Here is a 21,972-nt window from a genome sequence, read left to right as displayed (position 1 = left end):
CGGCAGGAAAGGGGAAATGTTCATGGAACAGATATATTTTAACGGCGATATTATAACGATGGAAGAGGAAAATGACGCAGTTCAGGCTGTGCTGGTAAAAGAGGACAAAATTGCCGGGATGGGATCGTTGCAGGAAATGGAGCGGCTGGCGTCAGAGAACGCTGTTAAGGTTGATTTAAAGGGCAGGACTCTTATGCCGGCGTTCATTGATCCCCACAGCCATATCACGGCTCTGTCCTCCACACTGGATTTTGTGCAGCTGGGAGCGGCCGGTAATTTCAGGGAGATTCAGGAAGCGTTAAGGCAACATATTGCAGAACATAAGCTGGGTAGTGATGAGGTAGTCATCGGCTTCGGCTATGACCACAATAATCTGTCGGAGGGTATCCATCCGGATAAAACTGTTCTGGACGCGGTCGGTCCCAACCCTGTTTTGATCACACATACGTCGGGACATATGGGAGTGGCAAACAGCCGGATTCTTGACATGCTCCACATTGATGATAAGACGGAAGACCCAAAAGGCGGGAAGATCGGCAGAGTGAGCGGCAGCAGAGAGCCGAACGGCTATCTGGAGGAAACCGCGTTTATCCGTTCCACCGCGGGTGTGGCGCTGCCCCAGACGAAAGAACAGCAGATGGACGCCATGATCCGGGCACAGGAAGTTTATTTAAAGAATGGCATCACCACGGTTCAGGATGGTCTTATGCATCGGAGGGAGTATGAGATGCTGAACGAGGCGGCAGGTGAGCAGAAGCTGACCGTGGATGTGGTAGGCTATGTGGATATCAACGGCGGCGCAGAGCTGATGAAGGAGGCTGCCGCTTACACGAAGGGTTATCATAACCGTTTCCGGATCGGAGGATATAAACTGATTCTGGATGGATCTCCTCAGGGCAGGACAGCCTGGCTTTCAAAGCCTTATGAAAACGGTGACGACGATTACTGCGGCTATCCGGTATACGAGGACGGAAAGGTCAAAGAATATATAAAACAGGCAGAGCGTGAAGAGCGGCAGATTCTGGTTCACTGCAATGGAGATGCCGCCAGTGAACAGCTGATCTCTGTCTATGAAAAGCCGTCCAGGCTTCGTCCTGTTATGATTCATGCCCAGACAGTCAGGAAAGACCAGCTGGAACGGATGAAAGCGATTGGGATGATTCCTTCTTTCTTTGCGGCACATACCTATTACTGGGGTGATGTTCACAGAAAAAATCTGGGAGAAGTCAGAGCCGACCGGATCAGTCCGGCCAAAACAGCCCAGGAGCTTGGCATCCCTTTCACTCTGCATCAGGATTCTCCGGTGCTGCCTCCTGATATGATCGACACAATCTGGTGTGCGGTAAACCGGAGGACGAAAAGCGGGCATCTGCTGGGCGGTCAGGAGAGAATTTCTGTCTACGAGGCGTTAAAGGCAGTGACAATAAACGCGGCGTATCAGTATTTTGAGGAGGATAGAAAGGGAAGTATCCGCCCCGGAAAGCTGGCCGATCTGATTATACTGAGCAAGAACCCTCTGAAAATGAAGGCGGAAGATCTGCGGGACATCAAGGTTCTGGAGACGATAAAAGAGGGGAAGGTTGTGATGAAGGAAAAGGATAAGGGATAATGAAGAAGGAATAGTGAATAATGAAGAACGAAAAGGAAGAAGGAATAGGCAAGAATGAATAGTGAAGAATGGAAGGGATTGTGAAAGCTGCGGTGATGCTGCAAGTGAAGCATTCCTGCAAAACGGTGAAAGAATGTATAGGTATGAAGGAGGGTGCTTTTATCCTCCTTCTTTTTTGTCGTTTTATAGGGAGGCAGATCGAATGGGGAAAGTTTTCCTTGACTTAGAGTGAAGTTTAAGAGGTATGATAATAATATTAATTGTGAACGGAGGGTTTGAGAAATGGATGTTGTGATCTCATTTCTTATTTTTTTTGCGGCCTTAATTGCCAGTATTATCTGGAAGTTTTCTATTTTGATTCCGCTTGCGATCGGTCTTGCGGCTTTTATCGTGGCGGCTGTGTTGAGGGGTAACTCTGTTGGTGCGGTGATCCGTATGATGGGGAAGGGCCTGAAGAGTTCGGTGGGCGTTGTGTTTATTCTTTTCCTGCTGGGTGTGATTACTGCTCTGTGGAGAAGCGCGGGCACGATTCCGTATATTGTTTATCACAGTGTGCGATTTATACAGCCTCAGATCTTTATTGTGTGTGTGTTCCTGCTGTGCTGTCTGTTTTCCTATCTGACAGGAAGTACGCTGGGCACAGCCGGCACGATCGGCGTGGTTATGATGGTTCTGGCCAGAACCGGCGGCGTGGATCTGTACCTTACAGCCGGGGCGGTACTGTCCGGCGGTGTATTCGGAGACCGGAACTCTCCATTTTCTAATTCCGCGAATCTGATATCCAATGTTACGAAAACGAATATATATGTGAATATTAAAAACATGTTCAGGGACGGTTTATTGCCGATCCTGATTACTCTGGGAATCTATATTGTTTTTTCTCTGCAGAATCCTCTTCGGGTGGAGGAAGCCGGAGTGCTCTCCGATATGCCGGAATTGTTCCGGCTGCACTGGATTGTACTTTTGCCTGCCGTCCTCGTGTTAGTGCTTTCCTTCCTGAGGATTAAGGTGAAATATACGCTGCTGATCAGTGTTCTAACCAGTTTTATTCTTAGCCTGACGGTTCAGCACCAGTCTTTTGGTCAGGTGCTTAAATACATATGGAGCGGATATACGCCGGCTCAGGCCAGCGAACTGGGAAAAATTATGTCGGGAGGCGGATTGTCCAGCATGGTGACCGTGCTGGGAATAGTGCTTCTTTCATCTACCTACTCGGGAATTTTTGATGCGACCGGTATGCTCCACGGGATAGAGGATGTTATTATCCGGTTCAGCCGTAAACTGGGGGCCTACGTGACGACTCTGGTGTCCAGTTTCTTTATTGCCTGTTTTTCCTGCAATCAGACGCTCTCCACGATGATGACCTATCAGCTCTGCCATAAGGCAAATGAAGCACAGAAGGTGGATAAATATGATTTCGCGCTGTGCATGGAAAATTCTGTTGTTCTGATCGCCGGGCTTCTTCCGTGGAGTATTGCGTGCGCGGCGCCTCTGGCGGCAATTAACATGGACTATGGCGCGATACGATATGAGTTTCTTCCTTTCCTGATTATTTTAATCAATCTGATCAAGCGGGTTGCGAAGCTGCCCCAGAAGACGATAAAGACGCTGGAGAGGAGTAATGAAGAGTGAAGATGGTATAAGGAAGAGCGGAAGATGGAGTGAAAATGGACGTGCTCCTGTGCCAGTTGAAAATCTTTTCGGGAAATGTATGGAAATGGCTATTGACTTAAAGTTAACTTCAAGGATTAAACTATAATTTATGAGTGGCGTTTTCTGTTTTGCCGCGCATGTGGGTTAGTTCCTGTTGGGATAATAATTGATTAATCGGAGGTCGAAACAAGGATTTGTGACGCTTCGGAATGGAGGAAAAGAATGAGGTATAAACATCTCAAAAATGCAAATGTTGATGTTTCCGCTCTTGCGGTAGGAACTTGGGCGATCGGCGGTGAAAGTTACGGCGCTGTGAACCGGAATGACAGTATTGAGGCTATCCGTAAGATGGTGGACTGTGGTGTTAACCTGATTGATACCGCTCCCTGCTACGGCAACGGTATGTCGGAGAAGATCGTTGGAGAGGCTATTCAGGGCATTCGGGACAAAGTCCTGCTTTCTACGAAATTTGGCTTGATTACTGATATCTACGGCAGAGGATATAAAAGAGACGGAAGCTACAAGAATGTAATGCGTGAAGTTCAGAGTTCTATGATGAATCTGGGTACGGATCACATTGATTTCTATTATTATCACAAACCGGATGGTATTACTCCGCTTTCTGAGACGATGGCAGCGCTGAACTGGCTGAAAAAAGAAGGCTATATCAGTTATATTGGATTTTCTAATTTCTCCAGAGAAGAAGTGGAAGAAGCTTTGAATTATGGTGATATTGATGTGCAGCAGCCATCCTTTTCCATGATCAGCCAGGAGAACAGAGATCTGATGACCTGGGGTTATTCTAAAGGAATTGATTCCTTTACCTACGGTTCTCTGGGGGCAGGTATCCTGACCGGGGCTGTGCGTGAGATGCCGAAATTTGAGAAGAATGATTACCGTCTGACGTTCTATGATTTCTACAGAGAGCCGAAGTTCTCAAGAGCGATGGAACTGTTAACCGCACTGGATAAAATCGCGGAAGCACATAACGCGCCTGTTCCGCAGGTTGCAATTAACTGGAGCACCCAGAAAGACTTCGTGGGTACTGCTCTGTGCGGTGTCCGGAATGCCAGAGAGGCAGAGGAAAACTGTGCTGCCTTTGACTGGGAGCTGACCGCTGAGGAAATGGCCCTTCTGGATTCCGAGATGGCAAGACTTGGCCTGGACAAATAAATAATTCAGTATACATTATAAAACAGGGGATGTTGTGCAGTATATTTGGCTGTGCGGTATCCTCTGTTTTTTTGTATGAGTTTTATTTATGAGATTACTTTCAGGAGAAAAGTGGTAAAATGAAGTGAATTTGTTGGTTTTAACATCAAGAATCGGGTAAAATGTCAATAGGACACTATGAGGCCGGATATTGTTATGCATAAGATTAAGCCGGCCGGTAAAGGAGGATGACAATGCTTTCATTTGAAGAATTATATAAAAAGGTGGCGGAGCAGGCGGCAAGAGGGGAGACACCGGACTTAAGAGGAATTTCCTATGATCCGAATCACCTGGACTGTCTGCTTCATCCGGATCGCCACGCGCCGGTATGGATGACGGGGGAGTGCAGCTGTAAAGAAGATGACCCGGCCTGCAGCGCCGCCTGTCTTCTGCAGGCGATTGTGAAGGACGAGGCGGGGAAGCTGGTGATTGACCCTGACGCCTGTGCGGGCTGCGGAGCCTGCATTGAGGCATGCAAATCGGGAAACCTGACCGCCAGCCGGGATATTCTGCCCGCGCTGAATGCGTTAAAGCATGCAAAGGGGCCGGCCTATGTGTTAGTGGCGCCGGCTTTTCACGGACAGTTTTCTGTGGATGTAACGCCCGGCAAACTGCGCAGCGCCTTTAAGGCTCTGGGCTTTGACGGGATGATTGAAGTAGCGCTTTTTGCAGATATCCTCACATTGAAAGAAGCGCTGGAATTTGACCAGAATATCAACACAGACCAGGATTTCCAGCTGACCAGCTGCTGCTGTCCTATGTGGATCGCCATGATCCGCAAGATCTACCATGAATTGATGCCTCACGTGCCGGGTGCGGTGTCTCCGATGATTGCGGCGGGCCGGACCGTGAAATATCTCCATCCGGATGCCCTGACGATCTTTATCGGGCCCTGTATAGCCAAGAAGGCGGAGGCCCGGGAGAAAGATATTGCGGGAGCGGTTGATTATGTACTGACCTTTCAGGAGGTCCAGGACATCTTTCAGGCGGCAGGGATCAGGCCGGAAGAGATGGACGAGAGTGAGAAAGATCATTCTTCCAGAGCCGGCAGGATTTATGCCCGCACCGGCGGCGTGAGCGAAGCGGTGCAGACAACGGTGGCGCGCCTGCATCCAGACCGTAAAATACAGGTCAGAACGCAGAAGGCAGACGGCGTGGCTGCATGCAGAGAGATGATTGACGGGATCAGCAAGGGGCATATAGACGCCAATTTCTTTGAGGGTATGGGCTGTGTCGGCGGCTGCGTGGGCGGGCCAAAAGCAATTTTAAACAGAGCAGAAGGAAAAGAAAACGTAGACCGATATGGAGATGAAGCGGCATATCCCACGCCGCTGGACAATCCATATGTACTGGAACTGCTCAAAAGGCTGGGATTTCATACAGTCGAAGAATTCCTGGAGAAAAGCGATATGTTTGCAAGAAATTTCTGAAAAGTTTTCACTTTTTTAGTAGAAAACTATTGACTTCAAGTTTACTTTAAGTATTATGCTAGATCCTGGAACGAGTCAATCGAAAGACAACTGCTAATCCCCTACGACATCTTCTGGTTTTTCGGTTGGCCGTTTCCCTTGAAAAAATAATTCCGGCAGGGGCACGCAGCTTCTGCCGGTTTCTTGGGGCAGGCCGGATTCCGGCATTTTCGGCTGGTTGCATGTCGGAGAGCCCTTTTCTTGCGAAAGAAAATGAGTGGGAGTTAAGGGAAAATGGATAAGGGAAAGCAGCGTTCTGTAAAATCCGTCGGGATTAACCTGTTAATGATCAATGCTTTTGTGTATGTGGCGCTCTCGGTTTATCAGCCGTATCTGAGTGCATATTACACGTCGGAAGGCCTGACAGCATCGGAGATCGGCATCATTCTGGCAATCGGGCCGATTGTCTCTATCCTGATCCAGCCGATATGGGCCAGGATCAGCGACAGGACGGGCAGACGAAAGGATATCTTCTCCCTGGTGGCTCTGGGAGCGGCGATTGCCATACTTACCCCTTATCTGGGGCATTCCTTTGGGGTCTATTTTATTTCCACCTTTCTGTTTTCGTCCTTTACCATGGCTATTATTCCATTGAGCGACGCCATTATCGTCCAGCAGGCCCACAAGTACCATCTGGATTACGCCAAGCTCAGGATGGGAGGGACGATTGGCTGGTCTATTACCGTATATCTGGGCGGCCTGATTCTAAATGTACAGCCATCCTTCTTGTTTATTATGGGAAGTATGGGTTATCTGGCTATGTTTCTGCTGGCCAGATGGCTGCCGGCAGCAGTAAATGAGCAGAAGCATCCGGCGGTTTACCAATCAGAACCGGCTGTAAAAGACGCAGGCGGAGCCACGGACAAGCCGAAAGAAAAGGGGTTCCTGGGTGTGTTTAAGACACCGGAGTGCATGTTTGTTCTGGCACTGGCCTTTATTAATCAGGTGGGACTGCAGTTTAATACCGGCTATCTGGGCATGTATGTGGTCAGCATCGGGCAGCCGCAAAGTACCATCGGTATATTGAACAGTATATCCGCATTAAGTGAAATTCCGATCTTAATCTGTATCAATAAAATGTCAAAGAAATTCGGGGCGATCCGGATTCTGATCTTTGCCTGTATCATGCTTTCCCTGCGGATCTTTCTGGTGACGCTGGGCGTGCTGCCGGCTTTTATGCTGGCTCAGGCGATGCAGGGACTGACTTATATGACCGTCCATTTCTGCTGTGTGGCATGGATTTACGACAATGTGCTGGAGGGCAGAGTATCCCAGGGCCAGAGTATGCTGGCGATGCTCCAGATGGGAGCCGGCGCGATCCTGGGCAGTATCCTGGGTGGATTTGTGGTGGACAACCTGGGTCTGAAAACAGCATATTTAACCATTTCCGGTTGTGTGCTGACTCTGACTCTGCTATTAGCGGTTGCTTACTATTTCTTTTCCAGGAAAAGAAATAGAGTGATACAACAGTAATAAAAGTGCTGAAGATTGAAAAAACTGGAAAAGGAGATAGGTGCAGACTGCCCGTTTCAATCTTCAAAAAAATAAGCAGGGCAGTAGTTTGCAGGAAATATCCTGCAAAATGCATGGGAAGAAGAATGAGATATAAACATTTGACAAACGCAAACGTGGATGTATCCGCACTTGCTGTGGGTACATGGGCGATCGGAGGGGATAGCTACGGTGCTGTCAATCATGACGACAGTGTTGCGGCAATCCGCAAAATGGTGGATTGCGGAGTGAACTTAATTGATACCGCGCCCTGCTATGGCAACGGCATGTCAGAGAAGGTAGTAGGAGAGGCGATTGAAGGAATTCGGGATAAAGTGATTCTTTCTACAAAATTCGGCCTTGTTACGGATATCTACTGCGGCAGATACGGCAGGGATACCAGCTACAAAAATGTGATGAGAGAAATCCAGAGTTCTCTGATGAATCTGAGGACCGATTACATTGATTTCTACTTTATCCACTGGCCGGATATAAAGACACCTATCGCTGAGACAATGTCTGCGTTAAACTGGCTGAAAAAAGAAGGTTACATCCGTTATATTGGTGTTTCCAATTTCTCGAAGGAGCAGATCGAGGAAGCACAGCAGTACGGACAGATTGATGTTCAGCAGCCTCCGTTCTCCATGGTTAACCAGGAGTTTGTGGAGCTGATGAAATGGGGACATGAGAAGGGCATTGATTCCTTTACCTATGGCTCTCTGGGCGCCGGAATCCTCACCGGTGCGGTGCGTGAGCTGCCTCATTTTGATGAGAATGATTTAAGATATACTTTCTATGATTTCTACAAAGAACCGAAATTTTCCAAAATCATGGAATTATTGCAGGTAATGGATAAAATTGCGGAAGCACACAAGGTTCCGGTTGCACAGGTGGCAATTAATTGGAGCACCCAGAAGGAATTCGTGGGAACCGCTCTGTGCGGTGTCCGCAATGCGCAAGAAGCGGAAGAGAACTGCTCTGCATTTAACTGGGAACTGACAGCAGAGGAGATGGCGCTGCTGGATTCCGAGATGGACAGACTGGGAATCAACTCTATGCCTACCGGAGAGATTGCGCTGCACAAAAATCAGAAATAAGAGATCATTATGAATGAAGAAAGCCGGGATTGCCTGATGGCAATTCCGGCTTTTTGTTCTTAAACTATACCGAAGGCTATTTTGTAAGAACCTCAGCCTCACAAGAGGAAATAAAGGTAGGGTCACTATTGTTAGCGCCCACCAAAACCAACATTCCGAATTCGTTTCTTAATACAGTACCCTGACCAACCGTCTGCCCTCCTGCATTAATGTCTACGCCAGTCGTACCAACGGGAAGATAGGAACGAACAGCCGCCTCGCAATTTGCACCGCAGCCAGTGGGGGCCGGTGATGGCGCCGGAAGATAGGTGATTGCATTATTGTAGGTAGCACTTGTAATTCTGACCGATGCGATTCTGCAGACAGAGACTGCTTCCTGTGGCACACCCTGGGCATTGACAAGTTGGAAAAGCCCAGCATCGGGATTGGTATTAGGAGCAGGAAGCAGACTTCCAGGCCGTCCGCTTGCATTATTCCCACTCTCCATCGCTACTACTACATTACTGGTTGGATAGAGCTGAATAATCTGTTGGAGAATGTTCCTCATTTGTGCTACGCAGGCACACTCTGTGCTGTTCGTGGCAGGTCCGGTAGCGCCAGTGGGTCCGGTAGCGCCAGTAGCTCCGGTAGCGCCAGCAGGTCCGGAAGCACCAGTGGCGCCAGCAGGTCCGGTAGCGCCAGTAGCGCCAGCAGGCCCGGTAACCCCAGTGGCGCCAGCAGGTCCGGTAGCGCCGGCAGCCCCAGTTGGCCCGGTTACGCCAGCAGGACCGGCAGGTCCGGTAACACCAGGAATGCCAACCGGCCCGGTGGGTCCTGTAGCGCCGGCAGCTCCAGTAGGACCAGCAACGCCGGCAGGTCCCATCGGTCCGGCAGGCCCCATCGGCCCGGTCGGCCCAGTTGGTCCCGCGGGACCCGGGCACGGACATGCACAGGACGGCTGGCAGGGTGATGGGCATGGACAGCTGTCAGAATAAACGGACTCATAATCATAAAATTCCATTCTAATACCTCCTTCAAATATAACTTGTCTCGTTATTATATGTGCTGCAGAAGGTCATGGTTCCCATAATGCAGTCATAAAACTTTCATCGTTTATTTAGTAAATATTTCGTTCCATCTAAAGCCTTTCTTTAGAAATTAGGGCTATGATGTAAAAAAGACCGGAGATACCGTGATAAATGTAGTAGCGGATACCAATTGTTCAGTCACGTTATTAGAAAGGACGGTGAAATATGAAACGAACGGAGATAATCTGCATATTTCTTTTGTTCTGTCTGATTCTGGTTTCCTGTAAGAATAGAGATGCTGATAAAACGAATACGATGGATAAGATAATTTCAATTGAACTCGATGAACTTGAGGCGGGAGATTATGTGAGCTACGGGCCGTACTCTTTAAAACAGGGGACACGGATAAAAGGAGATTTCACCTGGGAAAATACGGGCGGCAATGTATATCTGAGTGTGGCCTCGGAGCAGGAAACCCATCAGAGCCTGATTCATTCGGGCACAGCGGATACCTTTTTGAATGAAGAACTGTTAATTAAGCAGGACGGAGTTTATTATATCTATCTGGGCAATCAGAGCGAAGGCATCACTGTGCGCAGCTTAACCGGAACAATCCGTAGGGAATAGGACAGAGCAGATTGATTCTTAGGGCCTGCTGTAGTAAGATAGAAAAAGCTGGAACCAGGCTGTCCTTAGGCGGCCTGTACAGACTTGAAATCAGATATAAGGAGCGGGCATGTTGGAAAATAGAGAGGCAGCGGCAGCATTTCTGGAAGATTTTATGAATGATTCGCTGATTGAGGGGATCTTAAGTAATTCCAGGGACAAAGGGGTGTTCAGTAAATGTAAATACCGGCCCGTGCGGTTAAAGGGAATATTTTATATCCAGGAGTCTGCCTACCGGGGGAAGCAGATCTTTCACAGCAATCTTACTCCGGAGGAAGCAAAGAGCAGAATCCTGGCTTTGCTGGAAGATACCTTTCGCCAGGGAGAGCTTCAGTCCAGAAACTGGAATGGGACCATACTGGTCAGCAAAAAGGGAAAAGCAACAATAAAACGGAGGGCCGCGGATAACAGCGGCAAGCCCGTCATGATTCAGCATGACAGAAAGAAAAGCTATCTTCTGGAAGAGGGCAGAGCGGTGCCGTTTTTAGTGGATCTGGGTGTGATGACGGCAGAGGGGAAGGTAGTGGCCTCACGATACGATAAATTCCGTCAGATCAACCGGTTTCTGGAATTTGTGGAAGATATCCTGCCCCAGCTTCCCAGAAACCGGGAGATAACGATCATCGACTTTGGCTGTGGAAAATCATACCTGACCTTTGCCCTTTATTACTATCTGCACGAGTTGAGGAAGTACGATCTGCGGATTATAGGGCTGGATTTAAAAGAGGAAGTGATAGAGAACTGCGGCAGCTTGGCCAGGCGGTACGGATTTGAGAAGCTTCGGTTTATTCACGGTGATATTGCGGAGTATGAAGGAGTAACGAAAGCGGATATGGTGGTGAACCTGCATGCCTGTGATACGGCCACCGATTATGCTCTGATCAAAGCAATCCGCTGGCAGGCAGAGGTGATCTTATCCGTCCCCTGCTGTCAGCATGAGCTTCACCAGGTGATGAAAAATGAAGTTTTAGAGCCTCTGTTTCAATATGGTCTCATTCAGGAACGGACGGCGGCCCTCTTTACGGACGCCATTCGGGCGCAGGTTCTGGAATATGCCGGGTACAGGACCCAGATTCTGGAATTTATTGACATGGAGCATACGCCGAAAAACATCCTGATTCGGGCGGTCAAACAGGGAACCGGCGCCGGAAACAAAAAAGAACTGGAACGTGTCATGGAATTTTTGAACGGGAAAAATACCTTGTACGATGAGATCATCGGAAATGAAAAAGCATTGTAATAAAGTCAGGTCCTCTCCGGGAATAAGCGGAAAGGACCTACATTATTTTATGATAAGCCGGTACGCGAAACGTGCCGGCGTTTGTTGCGGGCTAACCGCGCCATTCCGCAACCTGTTCTATCGTATGCCTTGGCCTGGCTGAAGGTGTTTCCTCCGGCCAGCCTATAGCAAGAGCAGCCATCAGTTCTCCGTCCGTATGCAGCCAGTCTGTTAATTCCTGATAGGCAAAATAGGTGTCACAGATCCACAGGCTGCCAAGACCCAGATCAGCGGCGGTAAGAGTCATATTCTCAATGGCGGCCCCGATGGACTGGACATTGCAGATTTCGTAGATACGGTCCTCCGGCATCAAATCCGCGTGCAGATCAATCCCCAGGGAATTGACGATGAGAATGATAACCGGCGCCTGCTTCATAATATTCGCCGTGTGTCTTGCGGCGCTCAGATAGGGCTCATTTTCCGGAAGGAGAGGCGCGCTGCGTTCCCGTTCAAGCCCCTGCTCCATCGCACCTGTCAGTTCCTCCTTGGAGTCCCCGGTCACCACGATGAATTTCCATGGCTGGCGGTTCTTGGAGGAAGGGGCAAGCGTACCGGCCCTCAGAATTTCTTCTATTTTTTCTTTTTCCACAGGTCTGTTGCTATACTTTCGTATGCTTCTTCTGGTTTCAATTGCAGTGATCAATGAAACTCTCTCCCTTCCGGATTATAATTCTTTTAAAACCCGTTTCAGATCCTCGATATAACAGGCCTGCTGTTTTTGCAGAAACCCTTTTACAAACGGTTTCATGAGCATTTTTTTCGCCGTGACATTTTCGGTAAATTCGATACAGGTCCTGCCGTTTGACTGGGAAAACAATCCGGACCAATGGCCGGACATGTTTTCATTTTCCATGTCAAATTCATAGCGGCTGCAGGGTTCAAATGCCGTTATGGTAAATCTGGTAGGAAAGTGGTCTTTCGTATATTCCACGAATGTCTTCCCCGGCTCCAGAACCTCGATTTTACTCAAGTCACTGCGCCAGCCATATTGTTCCAGAGAGGTAACAATATCCCATACCTGTCTGATGTCACTCTTAAATTCTGCGTGAACAGTTGATTTTGTCATTTTTCTTCTAACATCCTTTCATCCGTGCCAATCCGGATCACTTTTTTTGAACCGGAAGCCAGTATTCATAGACGGTTTCGGACGGGTCGGCCTGGAGATAGACCTCGATATCCGGTATATCTGCATACTGATAACCGGATGAGGGGAGCCATTCCGTAATCACACGCTGTTCCAGCTCCTGGAGAGTACGGTTGGTGCCGGTACCGGAAAAAACGGCCCAGACAGCAGAGGGAATCCGACATTCCTCCCAGTTGTTTCCAGCCTGTCCGGAACTGACGGCAATCATATAGCGCCAGTCGTCCGCGTGATGGATACATACCCCTAAGAGTCCGTTCGGATGCTGATCGTTCAGCATCCGAAGCCTGGACAGGGTACCGTCGGCAGCAGCCTGATCCCATTCGCCAGGTATCCTGCTGAAATTTACTTCCAGATCCCTGTGCAGAGGGCAGGATACTCCCAGCAGGCGGAAGGGTTCCTTCGTTTCAATCGTAAACTTCAGTTCTCTTGTGCCGCGGGCACAGGAGGCAAAGGAAACGGCCGGGTAAGCAGTCAGTCTTGCGTCCGGTTTTTTTACCTCTGAGGGCGCAATCCCGTGGATTCCCTGAAAGGCCCGGTTAAATGCGGTGGGTGATTCGTATCCATATTTCAGAGCGATATCCAGAACCTTCGAATCCGGATTCTTTAAATCCACCGCAGCCATGGACATCCGCCTGCGGCGAATATACTCCGTGAGAGGGAGCCCTGCCAGATAATAGAAAATCTTTTGAAAATAATAGACCGGACAGCCGGCAATTTCCGACAGCTGCTCATAGTCTATTTTTTCTGTCAAATGTTCTTCAATAAAAGCGACCGCCCGGTTCATACGTTCTATCCCTTCCATCATTCGTCTCCTTTGATTATAGGTTGCAGCGAATAGAATTTCCTCGCCGTAGTTTTATATAAAATGAGAGCTTGCCCATCATTATTTTCAAACTGTGAAAAAGAATCAGTTCCAGTATAACGTTTTTTTATTTGAGTCTCAATGCTGTTGACATAATCCCGCACAAATGTTATAGTCAAAGTGTATTATATAGAGTGATACAGTTGATACAGATAGTACACTTATAAAAAATATGATCGCTGCAAAAATCCAGCTGAAAGGATGGTGAGGACCGTGATTCGCATTGACGCTTCCGGAGGGAAGCCGATCTATGAACAGATTATCGACAATATCAAGGAAGATGTGCTGAAAGGATACTTGAAAGAGGGTGATGCGATACCCTCAGTACGCAAACTGGCCCTGTCACTGTCGATCACGCCGGGAACGGTGGCAAAGGCCTATCAGGAACTGGAACGTCAGAAGATCATTGTGACCATTCGGGGCAAGGGAACCTTTATCAGCAGCAAGCCCCAGGGCAAGGTAGATGAAGATAAGATGAATACGGTCAGGGAGATCCTGAAAGCACAGGTCATCGCTATGAAATTTATGGATTTATCCAGAGAAGATGTGATGGAAATTGTGAGGGAGCTGTACGACAGCCTGGAATAAAACCGAAGTATGGGAAATAGAAAGGATGGGGTTTATCTATGATACAGATTGAAAATGTTTCAAAAAGCTATGATGATTTTCTGGCGGTGGATGATGTGAGCATTACAGTGGAAAAAGGCACTGTGCACGGATTAATCGGGGAGAATGGCTCAGGGAAAACGACACTGATCAAGTGTATGACAGGGATATATAAGGCGGATAAGGGTGAAATAAGGATGGCAGGGGAGCCTGTTTTTGAAAATCCGGAGGTAAAGCAAAAGATCGGATATGTGGCGGATTACAATCAGTATTTTCCCACATACCGGGTAGACCAGATGATCCGCTTTTATCAGGATATGTATCCAAAATTTGAGGAAGACGCGTTTTATGACTACAACAAGGTATTCCATCTGGATGTGGATAAGAGGATTGCCCAGCTGTCCAAGGGACAGAAGATGAGGCTGGCGATCATGCTGAATCTGGCCATGCGGCCGGAGATACTGATCCTGGATGAACCGACCTCCGGCCTGGACGCTATTGCCAAGAAGGAAGTGCTGGATCTGATTGTATCAGAAGTAGAGGAGCGGAATCTGACGGTATTTATTTCCTCCCATCATCTGGCAGAGCTGGAAAAGATCTGTGACACAGTTTCGATTATACACAACGGGAAAATAAAATATCAGGATGATATTGATGAAATAAAGACGAAAATCCGAAAGCTGCAGGTTGTATTTCCGGAGGGGATGCCCGCGGGCTTTATGAAAAATTATAATGTGATCGACTGCAGCAACAGCGGAAGCATCTATCAGGTGGTGCTGCCATCGGTGAATGATGCGGCGGTGGCGCGGATGAAGGAAGACGGGGCTGTGCTGGTGGAAGAAATACCGATCACGCTGGAAGAAATGTTTATCTACACCAATAAGGAGGAATAGCTATGAAAAAGGGGTTGATACGGTCCGCGCTGCATCAGTATTCCTATTTTATTCTCCTTGTTGCGGCAGTGGCAGTATTTTGGATGCATCTGGAACCAGAATATCTGGCGCAGGGATCAAGTTATGTGATTATAGCGAATTTAAACCGGACAGACCGGATTGTTACAGTTGCCATGCTGCTTTATACAATTTTCTTTTTCCAGATGTTCCGTAGAAAAGCGGAGGGGGAATTTATGTGTTCCCTTCCTGTAACAAAGAAGGAGATATACCGGTCTTACTTTACAGCGGGACTGACAATGCTCGGGGCTGTATACGCCATCTATACGGGGCTGGCATCCCTGCAGCTGCTTGGGGGAACCGTGGGATTTCCGGAAATCCTGGCTGCGATGGCTGGCAGAATGCTCTGGCAGATGGTGCTCTTTTCCTTCATGTTTATGCTCTTTGCGCTGATCAATCATTTTGTTGCGGCAGCAGGTGCTTTTGCTGTTCTGCTTTTCGTGGCAAACCCGCTGCTAAAAGAGGCGGACCGGGTCCTCTATGCTTATTTTGGCTATCGCGGGTATCAGGGATTTTATTCGGGGTTATCCAACATGATTGCCCTGCTTCGGAATTTTCCTTCTGTCATCAGAGGCAATGCGGCCTCCTTTGGGTATGCGGATCTGGGAATATTAAGCAGCCATTACTGGCTGTTCTATCTCGTCACAGCGGTTTGCTGTATTTTCCTGATTTGGTTCTTCCAAAGGGTCGGGGCAGGCAGCATCGGGAAGAATGAACTAGCGGGAAAAAAACGCATTTTGCAGCACAGGCTGCCGGTTCCGTTTATCATCACGGTTCTTAGTATTTTATTTGCCCTGGTTATATTCATTAGCGATGAGAGCACTTATATCTCAAACCGGTTTGAAGAGTATTATTCGATCCATGAATACGATTATCTCACCGAGTACCGGGAAAGCTTCGGAAAGGAAGCGGACGTCACATCCCAGGAATACCTGGATTTTGTAATAAATAACAAAGATGCTATGAATTATTCCAGCGATAAATCCACGAGCCGCCGTTTTGTAAACCGGGGGACGATCTGCACCGGAATGTACCGGGAGGAGATTTCTCTGTACTATACCACAACTGACTTGGGGCCGGTTAAAAGCCACCCGGTCAGGGCCTGCGTGATACTGCTTATTTCCGGCGCGCTGGGTACCGGAAGTTTACTCCTGTGGAAAAAGATGGCGGAGATGGAAGGAGGGGAATAGGATGATAAAAAATAAAGGTCTGGTCCGCTACGAGTGGAAAAAAGTGAAGATTCTGGCATTCGCGCTGCTCTGCTGCGGGCTGATTGCCTGGCTTGCACTGGATGTAAAAATGGAACAGATGAGAAACAACTATGAGTCCGACTTTCAGGAAATCTTCAATCCGGTGGATGCTTACGGGCCGTATAACGATCATTTCATATCTTTTAATGGATTATTAAGCAACAGTTATAATACCAGCGAACGTGGATCTATCTTCGGAATTGCCTTCTACAGCAGCCTCTATATGACCACTATGTTTTTTGTGCTGGGGGCGTTCCTGCTGGCGGCGGTGGAATTCGCAGAGGAAAAACTGCCCAGCGGGGAGGACTTTCTATATTCACTGCCAGTGACCAGGAAAATGCTGATTAAAAACCGCATCCGGTTCAGCCTTCTGACGCTGGGAGCGGCCTTTGGCCTGTATTCCCTGGGAGTCCTGCTCGTTCAGCACCGGAATGCAAACTGGATCAATAAGCTGAACCTGACGACCGGGTATTTTAAAGAATTCTCGGCAAATGAGAATATGCGGACAACGGCGGCCGCCCTGCTTCTGTGCTTTCTGGTTATCGTAACAGTATATTTTATCTGTCTGCTGTTTCAGACAATGAGCAACAGTATGCCTGTGGCGGCAGCGGTCAGTTTTCTGGTATTTTGGTTCCCGCTGTTTCTGGGCAATACGATAAATAATCTCTGTATACGATTTGGCGGTTTTGTCTTCCCTTTGTATGAAAAGGTGATTAATAAGCTTATGAATCCCACCAAATTCTTTGCCTGGGACTGCACCCATATAACAGATTCTGCCTCCCAGAAGTATATCGCATTCTGGAGCCTGACGGATATGGTCCCGAAATTTTTAATGCTGATTATTTTAATTGTGGTATGCTGGGCACTGAGCCGTCTCTTCTATGAAAAAACCTACGCTTCCTCCGAAGGTATTTTCCGGAAGAAGTGGCTGAACCGGGCATTTCAGCTTATATTCAGCGTCTCCTGCGGACTGTTTGTAACCCGGGTTTATAACAGCGGAAGATATGGATTTTGGCCGCTTATGTGCGGTGTGGTGTTGGTTTCTCTGTGTATATACGCCTGTTTGAACCGTTTTATCGGAATGGGAAGGAGGAGAAAAGAGAATGGAAAAATATAGGAAATTTCTGATTGGGCTGCTGGGCGCCGGTGTGATTTTACTGATCTTCTTTGCACGGTATTTTTCCGGCTCCGTGGTCAATGGAAGCAAAGTATTCTCTGCCTCTGCCTCCGATGAAAAAAAGGGCAGCGGATTTCTGGCCGATGAAAGCCAGATAGATTCGATACGGGAGAAAGAGTACAGCAATCCAGTCCAGGATATCTATGATAACATGGTGCTCAACGACAAGATGGCAGAACAGCTGGCGGCGGTCTATGAGGCCGTGCTGGGTTCTAAGGAAGCACCCTATATGAATTACCCGGCCGGATATATTGATCTGTCCACCGGCGAAAGGGATGAGATCTTAAAAGAAATACAGCAGTTAATCCAGAACGGTAAGGGCAGCACTATACTGGAAATGATTATGCCAAGACCCAATTTTAATTATGATCCGATCCAGACGGGTGAGCCCACAGATGTAACCGGCACAACCTGGGATGCCGCGGCAATCACGGTACCGGAGGGGGAAGCTCAGGAACTTCCAAGAGAACCAGAGGAAAGTGAAGCAGAGACAACTGTAGTGGAAGGCGGGCTCACAACGGCGGAGACTATGGTCGGAAACTATGTATCGGGTCTTGATTTCAGCTGCTATGTGGATAATTTTATAGGCGCTATCAATGGAGAAGAAGAGAGTACCTTTGAGAACAAAGAACTATGTGAGCATTACAACTGGGGAGATTATGAGCATGTTTCCTTTGAACCGTATAATGAATATGCGGAGGTAGCTGCGTGCGATATCCACGGACAGTTCATAAATTATGACCGGAAGCTGACCATAGCGGATTCTGATCTGGTTGACCGCCTGGATAAGGCTGGTTTTCAGGGACTGAAAGAGTGGATGCAGAAGGTGGAAAAATCAGATGAATACAGGGACTATCCATCTGAAAATAAAAACTACTATTACCGGTTATCGGATGCCATTGTGATCAACGAGGTGTTGTTTATCTACAATGAACAGGAATTTTCGATCCGATTTTACAATCCGGACTGCTGGATGAGAGCGGAATACGCGCACATCATTCCGGAAAAGATAGAGGATGGCTGGCTTGTATACACCAGTCAGGCGGGCGGAATCTATGACTGCCTGGAACTGCAGGGCCCGACAAACGGATATTTAAGCAATGAAATAGCGAAGCAGGCTAAAATATATTATCAGAACGGGGAAATGAGACAGATCAACCTGAATTTCTTCAGCATGAATTCTTATGCCGACACTGAACCCAGAAAGCTGTTCCGGGAGAGAGAAATCCCCACTATAGCTAATTTCCTGAAAGACTGGGGCGTGGATGAGGCAGATGCCGGGAAATTCCTATTGGACCTTGACACCTCCATGACAAAAAAGAGCGGAACGCTTGGAGGCGTGAAATGGACATTCCGCACGTCCCAGGGGAACTATGGACGGATGGGGACGATGGAGTTTGTGAGAGGCAATGAAAAGTGAAGAGGGAATAATGAAGAACGAAAAGGAAGAATGGATGGGTAGTGATAATTGCAGTGAAGCCGCAGGTGAAAAATAGAAATGAAGGGGTGTTTTGGATGGCTGAGTGGCTTTCTGGGTTCCGGCGGAGGGAGCCGGCCCGGGGTGGTTTCCCGGGGCTGATCGGGATGAGCGTTTTGTTTTTTGTCATTGGTGTTCTGCTGGGCCTTGCCGCCAAGTTCCTGGACACAGTTTCTTATGATGGTTCTATTTTGAATTATGCTCTGGCCTGGCTTGGCAATGTGTTTTCCCGGATTGGGGTCTGGGTATTGCTGGCAGAACTGATTGCTCTTTATTCGAAATCGCCGGGGAGAGCGGCACTCTATGTGTTTCTGTTTTTTGCAGGGATGCTCCTTGCCTACTATTTTTATACTACGAAGTTATTCGGATTTTTCCCAAGATATTATTTCCTGCACTGGGGAATGATTGCGCTTGCATCTCCGGCACTTGCCTGGTTTGCGTGGTTTGGAAGGGGAGAAGGGTGGTTTTCTGTTTTGGCGGCGGCCCTTCCCGCCGGTTTGCTTTTGCAGCAGGGGCTGTCCTTTGGCTTCTGGTATTTGTATCCCAGCTATCCTACGGAATTGATTTGTGCCGTTGCTGTTCTTGCTGTCACCTGCAGAGGGTGGAAGCGGCTGGGGATTACGGCCGGCGCAGCGGCTGCAGCGGCTTTTCTTCTTCAGAATACAAGAGTGCTTTCCTATCTGATCGGAGGACTGTAATCAGTCCTCCCTTTTCTGGTTTGACATTCTCCTTAACTATATTTTAGAATAAAGGCAGCTTAACTGTTGGAATGAAATGTGGCTGGTGCAGCGGATTTTGCTGTACCGCCTTGTTTTTTTCTGCTGTGGATGGATTCTCGGAAAAATATTTTACTTAGAGCAGATATCTCTGTTCCATTTGCGTCTATATAGATGAAGGAGTAAATGAATTTGCGAGAAAGGGGGAGAAGATGTGGAAGATGGCTTGATTATAGCGCTGTATTGGGAACGAAACGAGGAAGCGATAGCACAGTCGAACTTAAAATACGGCGGCTTCTTACGAAAGCTTGCATTCAACATTCTTTCCAGCCATGAGGACAGTGAGGAATGTATCAACGATACCTGGCACAGGGCATGGAATACCATGCCGCCGAAGAAACCGGATTCCTTGAGAGCGTATCTGGGAAGAATTGTGCGCAATCTCTCTATCAGCCGTTTTCGGATGAACCGAGCGAAAAAACGCTTTGACGGTATGACGGAGCTGATGTCTGAATTGGGTGATTGTATTCCCTCAGGGCAGAATGTGGAGCAGGCGGTTGAAGTGAAAGAACTGGCAAAGCTGATTAACAGCTGGCTGGACGGCCTTACGGTGCAGGAGAGAGTATTGTTTTTAAGACGTTACTGGAATGGAGACGCAGTGAAAGATCTGGCGGCAGAGTGTTCCGTGACGCCGGGTAAAATGGCGCAGAAGTTATACCGGCTCAGGAACAGCCTTCGCACAGCCCTGGAACAGGAGGGGATAACTCTATGAGGCAGCAGGAAAAAATATATGATGCGATAACGGACGTTCGGGAGGATTTGATTGAAGAGGCATTGACTACAAAGCTGCAGCCCTTTCAAACCATGTGGAGGAAATGGGCCGTGATTGCGGCTGTATTTGCGCTAGTGGTTACGGCGGCGGGTACAGGGCTGCATCTGCTCAGCCGAAACGGAGCGGGTAATCCGCCTGCCCAGGACGGAGCCGAGGGAGGCGGGAGCAATGGCAATACAGGATTTATGTCCTATGCCGGGCCGGTATTTCCATTAACCCTTACGAAGCAGACAGATGGGATTACAGCAGAACGAAATCTGGTTTTTGATTTCACGCAGTCAAAGTCAGGGGAGGAACAACGGCTGTGGAAGATACCGGTGTCTGACGATTATAGTTTGACAAATGAGACGGAGGAAGATAAAACGGTAACGTTACTCTATCCTTTTGCCGGAAATTTCAGAGAAATGAATAAGCCTGTTATTTCTGTTGACGGGAAGGTACAGGATACTGTTCTATATGCAGGTCCTTACAGCGGAGGGTTTACCGGGACGGGAGAGCCGGAGGATGAGGGCAGTTCACTGAATCTTGAGATGCCCGGTTCCTGGGAGGATTATAAGGCCCTGCTGGAAAATGGTGAGTATGAGCGGACTGCATTTTCAGATCCGCCGGTACTGGATCAGAAGGTGATCGTATACCGGCTGTCGGATACGTCTGCCGGCATGGATTCCGGTGAGGCCCCTACCCTTGCCATAGAATTTTCCATGGATTATGATAAAACCAAGATTCTTACCTATGGATTTAACGGGGCAGAGTGGGATGAAGAGAGTCAGTTTGCCAGACGAAGTTATTTTATAGCAGAGCCGGGACGCAGCGACTATGGCCGGGACCGCTATCTGGTCGTCCTGGGGGAGGATATCGGAGACTATAAGCTGCAGGGTTATCAGGACGGCGGCTGTGAAAAGGGAGAAGAGATGGAAGGAGTATCCGCCGACGTAGCCAGGTATGAAACCACACTGGGAGAATTGCTGCGGAATCTTACCGGGGAATACCTGGAACAGTACGAAGGCGGCGGCTCGGTGCCTTTTGAGCTGTATTATGGAGAAGTATGCCGTTTCTTTGCCATGTACGGCACCGGCGGAGAACGGGAGGCTGAGCGGTACCAGACAGGAATGTTGGAGGATATTATAGCGGAAACCAGTATTCATAAGCGGATCTGCTATCTGACGCTGGATATCACCATACCAGCCGGAGAAAGTGTTGAGGTGAAGGCAGAGCTTAAGAAGGAGCCCAGCTTTGATTTCGGAGGCAGCGGTTCCGACAAGATAGGAGTCCGGGGCTTTGATATGGTAACAACTCTGGGTTCCAGACTTGATTTTACCAACCAGACAGCAGAAATACGACACAGTGAAAATGTGGAGATTACAGCGCAGACTTTTGGGTTTGATCTGGAAAATGGAATTGAGAAAGTAACGCTGGATCTGAATACGGAGCATTACTACCTGGACGTGCGGGATAAAACAGACTAAACAAACATT

The 21,972-nt window shown here is 48.3% G+C and carries 21 protein-coding genes; 17 read left to right on the top strand and 4 right to left on the bottom strand.

Translation table 11 applies throughout. From position 1 onward, the window contains the following. The first annotated feature begins 22 nt into the window (after positions 1-22). From ABCW47_RS08475 to ABCW47_RS08445, 7 genes are all read left to right on the top strand, one after another. Entirely contained in the window at positions 23-1,609 is a 1,587-nt protein-coding gene (locus ABCW47_RS08475) for an amidohydrolase (RefSeq protein ID WP_343209419.1), read from the top strand. Positions 1,610-1,891: 282 nt separating this feature from the next. After that, the gene (locus ABCW47_RS08470; protein WP_343209418.1) at positions 1,892-3,241 is read left to right on the top strand and encodes a Na+/H+ antiporter NhaC family protein; all 1,350 of its coding nucleotides are present in this window, start codon (positions 1,892-1,894) and stop codon (positions 3,239-3,241) included. Further along, positions 3,231-3,368 (top strand): hypothetical protein, encoded by a 138-nt coding sequence (locus ABCW47_RS08465; protein WP_343209417.1) that lies wholly within the window; start codon positions 3,231-3,233, stop codon positions 3,366-3,368. The genes ABCW47_RS08470 and ABCW47_RS08465 overlap by 11 nt, the downstream gene beginning before the upstream one ends. 116 nt (positions 3,369-3,484) lie before the next feature. Next, positions 3,485-4,435, top strand: a complete 951-nt coding sequence (locus ABCW47_RS08460; RefSeq protein WP_343209416.1) for an aldo/keto reductase — start codon at positions 3,485-3,487, stop codon at positions 4,433-4,435. A gap of 233 nt (positions 4,436-4,668) precedes the next feature. After that, positions 4,669-5,904 carry a [Fe-Fe] hydrogenase large subunit C-terminal domain-containing protein gene (locus tag ABCW47_RS08455; protein ID WP_343209415.1) on the top strand — a complete coding sequence of 412 codons (1,236 nt, stop codon included), beginning with the start codon at positions 4,669-4,671 and terminating at the stop codon, positions 5,902-5,904. Between the two features lie 273 nt (positions 5,905-6,177). After that, positions 6,178-7,416, top strand: a complete 1,239-nt coding sequence (locus tag ABCW47_RS08450) for an MFS transporter (protein ID WP_343209414.1) — start codon at positions 6,178-6,180, stop codon at positions 7,414-7,416. A gap of 125 nt (positions 7,417-7,541) precedes the next feature. After that, on the top strand, positions 7,542-8,531 hold the full coding sequence (locus ABCW47_RS08445; protein ID WP_343209413.1) for an aldo/keto reductase: 990 nt from the start codon (positions 7,542-7,544) through the stop codon (positions 8,529-8,531). 76 nt (positions 8,532-8,607) lie between these two features. On the opposite strand, the gene ABCW47_RS08440 is transcribed toward ABCW47_RS08445, so the two are convergent. Beyond that, positions 8,608-9,531 carry a collagen-like domain-containing protein gene (locus tag ABCW47_RS08440; RefSeq protein WP_343209412.1) on the bottom strand — a complete coding sequence of 308 codons (924 nt, stop codon included), beginning with the start codon at positions 9,529-9,531 and terminating at the stop codon, positions 8,608-8,610. A 232-nt stretch (positions 9,532-9,763) separates the two neighbouring features. Between ABCW47_RS08440 and ABCW47_RS08435 the strand changes: the two genes are divergently transcribed. Both ABCW47_RS08435 and ABCW47_RS08430 read left to right on the top strand, forming a co-directional pair. Then, a complete protein-coding gene (locus ABCW47_RS08435) occupies positions 9,764-10,165 on the top strand; it encodes a TNF domain-containing protein (protein WP_343209411.1) in 402 nt (133 codons plus the stop codon). A 109-nt stretch (positions 10,166-10,274) separates the two neighbouring features. Beyond that, the gene (locus ABCW47_RS08430; protein WP_343209410.1) at positions 10,275-11,444 is read left to right on the top strand and encodes a class I SAM-dependent methyltransferase; all 1,170 of its coding nucleotides are present in this window, start codon (positions 10,275-10,277) and stop codon (positions 11,442-11,444) included. A 91-nt stretch (positions 11,445-11,535) separates the two neighbouring features. Here ABCW47_RS08430 and ABCW47_RS08425 read toward each other — a convergent pair whose 3' ends face one another. Genes ABCW47_RS08425 through ABCW47_RS08415 form a run of 3 tightly spaced genes read right to left on the bottom strand, consistent with a single transcriptional unit; the run spans position 11,536 to position 13,429 of the window. After that, positions 11,536-12,123, bottom strand: coding sequence for a nitroreductase family protein (locus ABCW47_RS08425; RefSeq protein ID WP_343209619.1), 588 nt, complete (start codon positions 12,121-12,123; stop codon positions 11,536-11,538). A gap of 24 nt (positions 12,124-12,147) precedes the next feature. Beyond that, positions 12,148-12,549 (bottom strand): SRPBCC family protein, encoded by a 402-nt coding sequence (locus ABCW47_RS08420; RefSeq protein ID WP_343209409.1) that lies wholly within the window; start codon positions 12,547-12,549, stop codon positions 12,148-12,150. A gap of 37 nt (positions 12,550-12,586) precedes the next feature. Further along, on the bottom strand, positions 12,587-13,429 hold the full coding sequence (locus tag ABCW47_RS08415) for an AraC family transcriptional regulator (protein WP_343209408.1): 843 nt from the start codon (positions 13,427-13,429) through the stop codon (positions 12,587-12,589). 273 nt (positions 13,430-13,702) lie between these two features. Between ABCW47_RS08415 and ABCW47_RS08410 the strand changes: the two genes are divergently transcribed. The 8 genes from ABCW47_RS08410 (at position 13,703) to ABCW47_RS08375 (ending at position 21,963) form a co-directional block, all read left to right on the top strand. Next, positions 13,703-14,077: a GntR family transcriptional regulator gene (locus ABCW47_RS08410; protein ID WP_343209407.1), complete on the top strand. Its 375-nt coding sequence runs from the start codon at positions 13,703-13,705 to the stop codon at positions 14,075-14,077. Positions 14,078-14,115: 38 nt separating this feature from the next. Further along, a complete protein-coding gene (locus ABCW47_RS08405; protein ID WP_343209406.1) occupies positions 14,116-14,988 on the top strand; it encodes an ABC transporter ATP-binding protein in 873 nt (290 codons plus the stop codon). A 2-nt stretch (positions 14,989-14,990) separates the two neighbouring features. After that, positions 14,991-16,235, top strand: a complete 1,245-nt coding sequence (locus ABCW47_RS08400; protein WP_343209405.1) for a hypothetical protein — start codon at positions 14,991-14,993, stop codon at positions 16,233-16,235. Between the two features lies 1 nt (position 16,236). Next, the gene (locus tag ABCW47_RS08395) at positions 16,237-17,412 is read left to right on the top strand and encodes a hypothetical protein (protein WP_343209404.1); all 1,176 of its coding nucleotides are present in this window, start codon (positions 16,237-16,239) and stop codon (positions 17,410-17,412) included. Beyond that, positions 17,399-18,892, top strand: a complete 1,494-nt coding sequence (locus ABCW47_RS08390; RefSeq protein WP_343209403.1) for a hypothetical protein — start codon at positions 17,399-17,401, stop codon at positions 18,890-18,892. The genes ABCW47_RS08395 and ABCW47_RS08390 overlap by 14 nt, the downstream gene beginning before the upstream one ends. Before the next feature lie 95 nt (positions 18,893-18,987). Beyond that, complete coding sequence (locus ABCW47_RS08385) at positions 18,988-19,647, top strand: hypothetical protein (RefSeq protein WP_343209402.1); 660 nt, start codon at positions 18,988-18,990, stop codon at positions 19,645-19,647. 232 nt (positions 19,648-19,879) lie between these two features. Continuing rightward, positions 19,880-20,437, top strand: a complete 558-nt coding sequence (locus ABCW47_RS08380; protein WP_343209401.1) for an RNA polymerase sigma factor — start codon at positions 19,880-19,882, stop codon at positions 20,435-20,437. Then, positions 20,434-21,963, top strand: a complete 1,530-nt coding sequence (locus ABCW47_RS08375; RefSeq protein WP_343209400.1) for a hypothetical protein — start codon at positions 20,434-20,436, stop codon at positions 21,961-21,963. Before ABCW47_RS08380 ends, ABCW47_RS08375 begins: the two co-directional genes overlap by 4 nt. Positions 21,964-21,972 lie beyond the last annotated feature (9 nt).

Source organism: Anaerolentibacter hominis, assembly GCF_032380675.1.
GTDB lineage: Bacteria > Bacillota > Clostridia > Lachnospirales > Lachnospiraceae > Anaerolentibacter > Anaerolentibacter hominis.
This window is presented reverse-complemented; position numbering and strand designations above follow the sequence as displayed.